At 42.2% G+C, this 2368-nt stretch carries 3 protein-coding genes; all 3 read left to right on the top strand.

Annotation, left to right across the window (positions count from 1 at the left end):
* Window positions 1-1162, top strand: a 1162-nt coding sequence (locus ACRCJ0_RS12080; protein WP_431390573.1) for a DNA translocase FtsK, incomplete at its 5' end; no start/stop codon positions are given.
* Between the two features lie 89 nt (window positions 1163-1251).
* Window positions 1252-1830: a CDP-diacylglycerol--glycerol-3-phosphate 3-phosphatidyltransferase gene (pgsA, locus tag ACRCJ0_RS12075; RefSeq protein ID WP_431390572.1), complete on the top strand. Its 579-nt coding sequence runs from the start codon at window positions 1252-1254 to the stop codon at window positions 1828-1830.
* Window positions 1831-1944: 114 nt separating this feature from the next.
* The coding region (locus ACRCJ0_RS12070; protein ID WP_431390571.1) for a molybdopterin-binding protein at window positions 1945-2368 on the top strand (424 nt) is incomplete at its 3' end.

Genomic DNA, 2368 nt, shown 5'->3' with positions numbered 1-2368 from the left:
CGAGGCGCCGATTCCAGGTAAATCCTTTATCGGGATTGAAGTGCCCAATCAAGATGTATCCTTAGTTTCCTTCCGTGATTCTTTTGAGCATCAACTGCAATCGGGAAAAGTCTTGGAAGTCCCATTAGGAAAAGATATTTCAGGCAATATTCGTTCAGCAGACTTGACCAAGATGCCCCATCTATTGGTTGCTGGGTCTACAGGATCTGGTAAATCAGTCGCTATCAACGGGATTATCGTATCCATTTTGATGAAGGCCAAGCCAAATGAAGTCAAATTGATGATGATCGACCCTAAAAAAGTGGAACTATCGATATATAACGGTATTCCACACTTGTTAACACCAGTTGTAACCAATCCAAGGAAAGCAGCTCAAGCCTTACAAAAAGTCGTTCAAGAAATGGAACGTCGCTATGAATTGTTTGCTGCTTCGGGCCAACGGAATATTGACGGTTACAATGACTTCGTTCATGAAGAAAACCTTAATGAAGGTACTGCGCATCCGACCCTACCTTATATCGTTGTGATTGTAGATGAGTTAGCCGACTTGATGATGGTCGCTTCTAAAGAAGTTGAGGCCGCAATTACCCGGCTAGCGCAAATGGCACGTGCAGCTGGTATCCATATGATCCTAGCGACACAAAGGCCATCTGTTGACGTTATTACAGGGATTATCAAGGCCAATGTACCGTCAAGAATCGCCTTTGCCGTATCTTCAGGGACTGACTCAAGAACCATCATCGACCAAAACGGTGCCGAAAAACTATTGGGTCGAGGAGATATGCTCTACCTACCTATGGGCGAGTCGAAACCAATTCGTGTCCAAGGGGCCTTTATCACAGATGAAGAAGTGGAACATGTGGTCTCATTTGTAAAAGACCAACAAGAGCCAAATTATGTCGAATCTATGATGCCAACTGAGACTAAAGAATCAGCGCCAGGCGAAGATTTAGATGAAATGTGGGATACTGTCCTTGAATTTGTTAAAACCCGTGAAACCGTCTCGATTTCAATGTTACAACGTCAATTTAGAGTTGGTTACAACCGTGCAGCTCGTCTAGTAGATGACATGGAACAACGCGGAATTGTCGGCCCACAAGAAGGGTCTAAACCGCGTACAGTTAACATCTTCCAAGAAAACGGCGATAAATCAACCGAGTAGGTTATGTAATAGGCCGATACACACATTTTCCAAGTCAAAAAATGCTATACTATAATTAACATAGCAGACAGTCAACTAGGAGGGATTATTTGAATTTACCAAATAAATTAACCATCATTCGGATGATCATGATTCCAATCTTCATGATTTTTGTATCTATCCCAGCAAGTGGAGATGGTACACAAGTACTCGGCAGTCAGTGGTACTGGCAATACGTGGTGGCAGCCATCATTTTCGCAATCGCATCCTTCACCGACTGGCTAGACGGTTACATTGCACGTCGCGACAACCTTGTCACTAATTTCGGTAAATTTGCCGACCCATTAGCCGACAAGATGCTCGTTGCAACAGCCTTTATCGCCTTAGTTGGTATCGATTTAGCACCAGCATGGTTAGTTTCAATCATTATCATGCGCGAATTAGCTGTCACCGGACTCCGCCTATTACTAGTGGAAAAAGGGACAGTCATGGCGGCTGGGAGTGCTGGGAAATTGAAAACATTCACCCAGATGCTATCCATTATCTTCTTGTTACTCGGGGATTTCCCCTTAGGACTCTTGCCATTTTCAATCGGGCAAATCCTACTATATCTTGCATTAGTCTTTACCATCTATTCAGGTGTAGACTACTTCGTTAAAAATATTTCCGTCTTTTCAGACGGACTATAAACACAATTTTTAAGGGCTTCGGTTTTTACCGGGCTCTTTTTTGTTCTATAATATACAAGAATCACTATGCGCAAACGCATAAATAAAACGTATATACTAATAGGTGGGAAAAGAATGAAAGTAGAAATTATAGCTGTCGGAACAGAATTATTAATGGGACAAATAGCGAATACAAATGCGCAATTTATTGCACGAAAATTGAATGAATTAGGCTTTGACCATTACGTACAAACGGTCATTGGCGATAACCCTGAACGGTTAAAGAAAGTGACTGCTCAGGCTGAACAAAGGTCGGATATCATCATTTATACAGGTGGTTTAGGCCCTACCCGAGATGATTTAACCAAACAAACTATTTCAGCTTACTTAAATCAACCACTCATTCACGATGAAGTGGGGATGGAAACCATCAAAGCAAACTTTAAAGGCAGAATCATGACTGAAAACAATCTTGCTATGGGACTGACTTTTCAAGCAGGGCATACTTTCCCCAATGATGTAGGGCAAGCGCTTGGTACAGCGATTGAATATGATAACA

Source organism: Aerococcus sp. L_32 (assembly GCF_050689315.1).
Note: the sequence above shows the minus strand (reverse complement) of the source record. Positions and strands in the feature narration are given on the sequence as shown.